This is a genomic window from Nocardiopsis sp. NPDC055824, assembly GCF_053616335.1.
On the sequence record NZ_JBSHDN010000305.1, the window covers coordinates 1 to 5,219 of the forward strand.

Consider the following 5,219-nt stretch of genomic DNA (forward strand, 5'->3'; position numbering starts at 1 on the left):
GGCCGGAGCCGCGCGAAGCGGCGCCGGCCCGGGGCGGGCGCGCTCAGGAGAGGACCGTGTCGACGGCGGCGGGGCTCCCGACGGCGACGACGAGCGCCCCATCGGGTTCGGCCACAGCCGCCCGCTCGGTCGCACGTACCCCTTCGGCGCCCGGCTCCCCGCGGCCGCGCAGCGCCATGACGGCACCGGCCCCACCCCGCCCGGCGGGGCGTGGACGGGGCCCCGGGCGCAGCGCTGTCGCGCGTCCGAGAGAGGGTCGGGGAGGCAGACCTCCCCACCCCCTACGGAGACCTCGATGATGGGTACCTCGCACGCCGCGACCGGCGTGCTCGCGGGCGGCGCCGTCGCCCTGCTCTGCGGCGCGGACGTGCCCGTCACGCTGACGTGCGCCGCGGTCGGCGCCGGCGCCGCGCTCCTCCCCGACCTGGACGAGCCCGGCTCCTCGGCGGGGCGCTCGCTCGGGCGGGTGACGGAACTGGTCTCGACCGGCCTGCGCGGCCTGTCGAGACGGGTCTACCGCCGCACGGCCACCCCGCGGGAGCTGGAGGCGCCCAAGGACGGCGGACACCGCCACCTGACCCACACCGTCCCGGCGTGCCTGGTGTTCGGCCTGGTCGCGCTGGGGGCGGCGCTGGCTCCGTTCGGGGCCGCCGCGGTGGTGTTCGCGATGTCCGCCCTGGGCCTGGGGACCGTGGTCCGGCCCTGGAGGGCGTGGGGCACGGTCCGGCGGCGCAGGCGGGCGGCGCTGGTGGCCGCCCTCGTCCTCGGCGCGTGCACGCTGCTCGTGGAGGGCTACGGCCCCGCGCCGTGGCTCGTGGGCCTGGTGGTGTTCGCGGGCGCGCTGACGCACGTGCTGGGGGACTGGCTGACCCGGTCGGGCGTGCCGCTGGCCTGGCCGTTCACGGTGCGGGGCAAGCGGTGGTGGATGCTGCGCTCACCGGTGGCCTTCCACACCGGCCGGAGCAGGGTGGAGGACGCCATCAGGGTGGGGGCGCTGATCGGGTTCCCCGTGCTGCTGGCGCTGGGGGCGCCCCTCCCGCCTGCGGCGTGAGGCAGGTCGCCGGCCCCATCCCCACGGACGTGGCCGGGCGCCCCTCCCGCCTGCGGCGTGAGGGCGGGGGTCAGGCCGGGGACCCCGCCGAGGGGTACCCCAGGAGCCCGGAGATCTCCTCGGCCGCCTCGCGCAGGACCGGGACCAGGGCGCGCATGCGCTCCACGGGCATGTAGGGGCGGGTGGCGGCGATGCTGACCGCCGCCACGCCGGACGAGCTGCCGTCCCGCACGGGGGCGGCCACGCAGCGGATGCCCGGCTCGTTCTCCTCCAGGTCCATCGTGGCGCCCAGCCTGCGGTAGCGGCGCATCGTCTCCAGGAAGCGGTCCAGGGACCGGTCCCCGCCACCGCCGCCCTCCCGCTCGGCGGCGAAGAGCCGCTCCCAGACCTCCTCCCCCTCGTCCAGGATCAGGGACTTGCCGATGCCCGTGGTGGTCAGGGGCATGCGGTAGCCGATCCGCGAACGCGTCTCCGCGCCGCGCAGACTCGCGATCTTGTCCAGGTACAGCACCTCGTCGTCGTCGCGGATGGCCAGGTGCACCGTGTCCCGGTACCGCCCGGAGAGCCGCTCCAGGACCGGGCGCGCCACCAGGGGCACCGGGTTCTGCTGGAGGGCGAGGAAGCCGTACTCGATCAGCGCGGGCCCCAGCAGGTAGGTGTTCTCCGGGCCCCGGCGCAGGTAGCCCTCCTGCACGAGCAGCTGCAGCAGCCGGTGCGCGGTGCTGCGGCTGATCCCCGTCCTCTCGCACACCGCCCGGAGGTCGCACGCCCCCCGCGCCACGGCGGCGACGACGTCGAGCCCCCGCCGCAGCGTCTGCGTGCCGGGGGGTGTGGTGCTCTGCCTGTGCATGCGTGCCAGGTTAGACGGCCGCGCTACCGGGCGAACCGCAGCGTCACGATCTGGAACGGCCGCAGCCCGAACGCCACGGAACCGTGCCCGTGCCCGCCGTCGCCGGACGCGGTCCGCACGTCGAGCTCGGGCGCTCCCTCGTACTCCTCCTCCAGGAGGTTCACCGCGCGGACCCCGGCGAACGGGAAGCCCGGCGCCACCGTCGCGCGGGCCCGCCCGCCGCGGGCCTCGTACAGCCGCACGACGACGTCGCCCGACCGGTCGTCGGCGAGCTTGACCGACTCCACCACCACCCCGGGGTCGTCCACGCGCACCAGCGGCTCGACCGCGCCGCCGCCGGGGACCTCGCGCGGGGGCAGGTTGATCCGGTACCCCTCGCGCACCGCGTCCTCCACCGTCGCGCCCGGGGCCAGCGCGTAGCGGAAGCGGCGCTCGCCCTGGTCCGTCTCCGGGTCGGGGAACCGCGGGGCGCGCAGCAGCGACAGCCGCACCGTGGTCGTGGTGCCCCCGTCCCCGCGGACCGCGCGGGTCACGTCGTGCCCGTAGGTGGAGTCGTTGAGGACCGCCACGCCGTAGCCGGGCTCCCCGACGTGCACCCACCGGTGCGCGCAGATCTCGAACTTCGCCGCGTCCCACGAGGTGTTGGAGTGGGTGGGCCGCCTCACGTGCCCGAACTGGATCTCCGAGGAGGACTCGTCCGCGCGGACGTCGACCGGGAAGGCCGCCTTGAGGAACTTCTCCCGCTCGTGCCAGTGCACCACCGTCTCCACGTCCAGGCGCCGCGCGCCGGGGCTCAGGGACAGGACCTGGACGACCGAGGACGCGCCGAACGTGCGCGCCACGCGCAGCGCGGCGGCGCCCCCGGGCCGCGGCTCCAGGGCCTCGACCGCGTCGGCGCCGGTGAGGTCGGTGACGGTGTTGCGGTAGAACGCGTCGACGTCCCAGGCGTCCCACTGGTTGGGCAGGTCGGGGTGCACCTGGAGCAGGTTGCCCGGTGACCCCGGGGCCAGCACCTCGCGCTCCGCGACCCTGTCCAGGACGGAGGTGACGAGCCCCCGGCCGTCCACGCGCACGGTCAGCAGCCCGTTGTCCAGGGTGAAGCCGCCGTCCGAGGCGTCGACCGAGGCCGCCGCCGCGCCGGGCGCGCCCGTGAGCGCGGCGGGGACCGCGCCGAGCGCGGGCACGCCGTCGCGCTCGTGCGGGGCGGCGTTGAACACCAGGGTGCCGCCGGCCTCGCCGGGGTCCTCCGCCAGCGCCCCCTGGGCCGACGCGACGATCCCGTGCAGCTCGGCGGCGGCCTCCGCGTAGGACTCGGCCGCCTCCCGGTGGACCCACGCGATCGAGCTCCCGGGCAGGATGTCGTGGAACTGGTTCAGCAGGACCGTCCTCCACACCCGGTCGAGGGCCTCGTACGGGTAGGGGGCGCCGGTGCGCACGGCGGCGGTCGCGGCCCACAGCTCGGCCTCGCGCAGCAGGTGCTCGGACCGCCGGTTGCCCTGCTTGGTGGCCGCCTGGCTCGTGTAGGTCCCGCGGTGGAACTCCAGGTACAGCTCGCCCAGCCACACGGGTGCGTCGGGGTACTCCGCGTGGGCCTTGGCGAAGAACTCCGAGGGGTGCTCGACCTCCACCCGGGGGGACCCCTCCAGGTCGCCGGTCCGCCGGGCACGGGCGAGCATCTCCCGGGTGGGGCCCCCTCCGCCGTCGCCGTGTCCGAAGGGCACCAGGGACCGCGACGCGCCGCCCTTGTCCCGGAAGTTGCCGGAGGCGTGCGCCAGCTCCGAGCCGGTGAGCTCGGAGTTGTAGGTGTCCACGGGCGGGAAGTGGGTGAAGACGCGTGTGCCGTCGATGCCCTCCCACCAGAACGTGTGGTGGGGGAACGCGTTGGTCCGGCTCCAGGAGATCTTCTGGGTGAGGAACCACCGCGAGCCCGACAGCCGCACGAGCTGGGGGAGCGCCGCCGAGTAGCCGAACGAGTCGGGGAGCCACACCTCCTGGGTGTCGACGCCCAGCTCGTCGCGGAAGAACCGCTTGCCGAAGCTGAACTGCCGGGCCAGCGCCTCGGAGCCGGGCATGTTGGTGTCGGACTCCACCCACATGCCTCCGACCGGCACGAACTGCCCGGCCTCGGACGCGCTCACCACCCGGGCGAAGACGTCGGGCCGGTGCTCCTTGAGCCACGCCCACTGCTGGGCCTGGGACATCGCGAAGACGAACCCCGGGTGCTCCTCCGCGAGGGCGACGGCGTTGGCGCTGGTGCGGACCACCTTGCGCACGGTCTCCCGCACGGGCCACAGCCAGGCGGAGTCGATGTGGGCGTGGCCCACCGCCGACACCCGGTGGGCGCTCGCCGCCGCGGGGGAGCGCAGGGCCGGGGCCAGCGCCTCCCGCGCGCGGTCGGCCGTGCCCGGGACGTCGTGGAGGTCGAGGGCGTCCAGGGACCTCTCCAGGGCGCGCAGCAGCTCCCAGCGGCGCGGGTCGCCGGTGTCGAGGGAGCGCATGACCCCGCCCGCGACGTCGAGGTCCATGGCCAGCTCCCACACCGCCGTCTCGAAGACCGCCAGGTCGGCGCGGGCCAGCCGGTACAGGGGCTCGTCCTCGGGCCCCCGCCCCCCGCCCAGCTCCGTGGGCCGGAACGGCGGGTTCCCGAGGATGACGGGGTTGGCCGCGGCCTCCACGTGGAACTCCACGGCCTCCCCGCCCCCGGCCGGGGAGCCGACCGGGATCCAGGCGTTGCGCGGGTTGAGGCCCTTGACGACGGCGCCGTCCGGGAGGTGGACGAGCCCCTCGCTCTGGAAGCCCGGCATGCCGCTGTCGAAGCCGAGGTCGACGACGGCCTCCACCGTCAGCCCGGCCCACTCCCGGGGCACCTCGCCCCGCAGCCGGAACCACGTCGTCCCCCAGGCCGGCCCCCAGGCGTCGCCGACGCTGGCGGGCACGTGGTCCGCGGCGATCCCCTCCGCCGCGGGCACCGGCTCGCCGGGGGCGTCCCACCGCGCCACCTCCAGGGGGACCGACCTCGTGTAGATCGCGGGCCACACGCGTTCGCCCAGTACCCGTTGCAGCCGTGCCTCGGTCAGCCGCCGGTCGTCGTGCACGGTGGTTCTCCGTTCGATCGTCCCCTGACAGGTGGTGGGTACGTTGTCACCGCCGCGGAGACCGCGTCAACGGCCCGGCCGGAGCGGGTGGCCCGGTCCCGGCCGCGTCGCCCGCCCCCGCGCGGGGCCGCCGTGGCACCATGTGGGTGCTCCGCCGGGGCCTCACGGCCCCGCCCCGCCGAAGGGGCGGCGCGGCGCCCGCGACCGGGTCGCACCCGTGCGC

At 76.2% G+C, this 5,219-nt stretch carries 4 protein-coding genes; 1 reads left to right on the forward strand and 3 read right to left on the reverse strand.

The window, feature by feature from the left end:
* Nucleotides 1-43: 43 nt before the first annotated feature.
* Nucleotides 44-178, reverse strand: a complete 135-nt coding sequence (locus ACWGL3_RS30740; RefSeq protein WP_267949682.1) for a hypothetical protein — start codon at nt 176-178, stop codon at nt 44-46.
* 120 nt (nt 179-298) lie between these two features.
* On the opposite strand from ACWGL3_RS30740, the gene ACWGL3_RS30745 reads away from it, so the two are divergent.
* Complete coding sequence (locus ACWGL3_RS30745; protein WP_267949683.1) at nt 299-1,051, forward strand: metal-dependent hydrolase; 753 nt, start codon at nt 299-301, stop codon at nt 1,049-1,051.
* A gap of 70 nt (nt 1,052-1,121) precedes the next feature.
* Here ACWGL3_RS30745 and ACWGL3_RS30750 read toward each other — a convergent pair whose 3' ends face one another.
* Together ACWGL3_RS30750 and ACWGL3_RS30755 are read right to left on the reverse strand one after the other, a co-directional pair.
* The gene (locus ACWGL3_RS30750; protein WP_267949684.1) at nt 1,122-1,901 is read right to left on the reverse strand and encodes an IclR family transcriptional regulator; all 780 of its coding nucleotides are present in this window, start codon (nt 1,899-1,901) and stop codon (nt 1,122-1,124) included.
* Nucleotides 1,902-1,924: 23 nt separating this feature from the next.
* Nucleotides 1,925-4,996 carry an alpha-mannosidase gene (locus ACWGL3_RS30755; RefSeq protein ID WP_267949685.1) on the reverse strand — a complete coding sequence of 1,024 codons (3,072 nt, stop codon included), beginning with the start codon at nt 4,994-4,996 and terminating at the stop codon, nt 1,925-1,927.
* Nucleotides 4,997-5,219 lie beyond the last annotated feature (223 nt).

What these genes read in the sequence shown, in the direction of transcription:
- ACWGL3_RS30745 (WP_267949683.1), top strand. Translation starts at nt 299, where the DNA reads ATGGGTACCTCGCACGCCGCGACCGGCGTGCTCGCGGGCGGCGCCGTC.
- ACWGL3_RS30750 (WP_267949684.1), bottom strand. Translation starts at nt 1,901, where the DNA reads ATGCACAGGCAGAGCACCACACCCCCCGGCACGCAGACGCTGCGGCGG.
- ACWGL3_RS30740 (WP_267949682.1), bottom strand. Translation starts at nt 178, where the DNA reads ATGGCGCTGCGCGGCCGCGGGGAGCCGGGCGCCGAAGGGGTACGTGCG.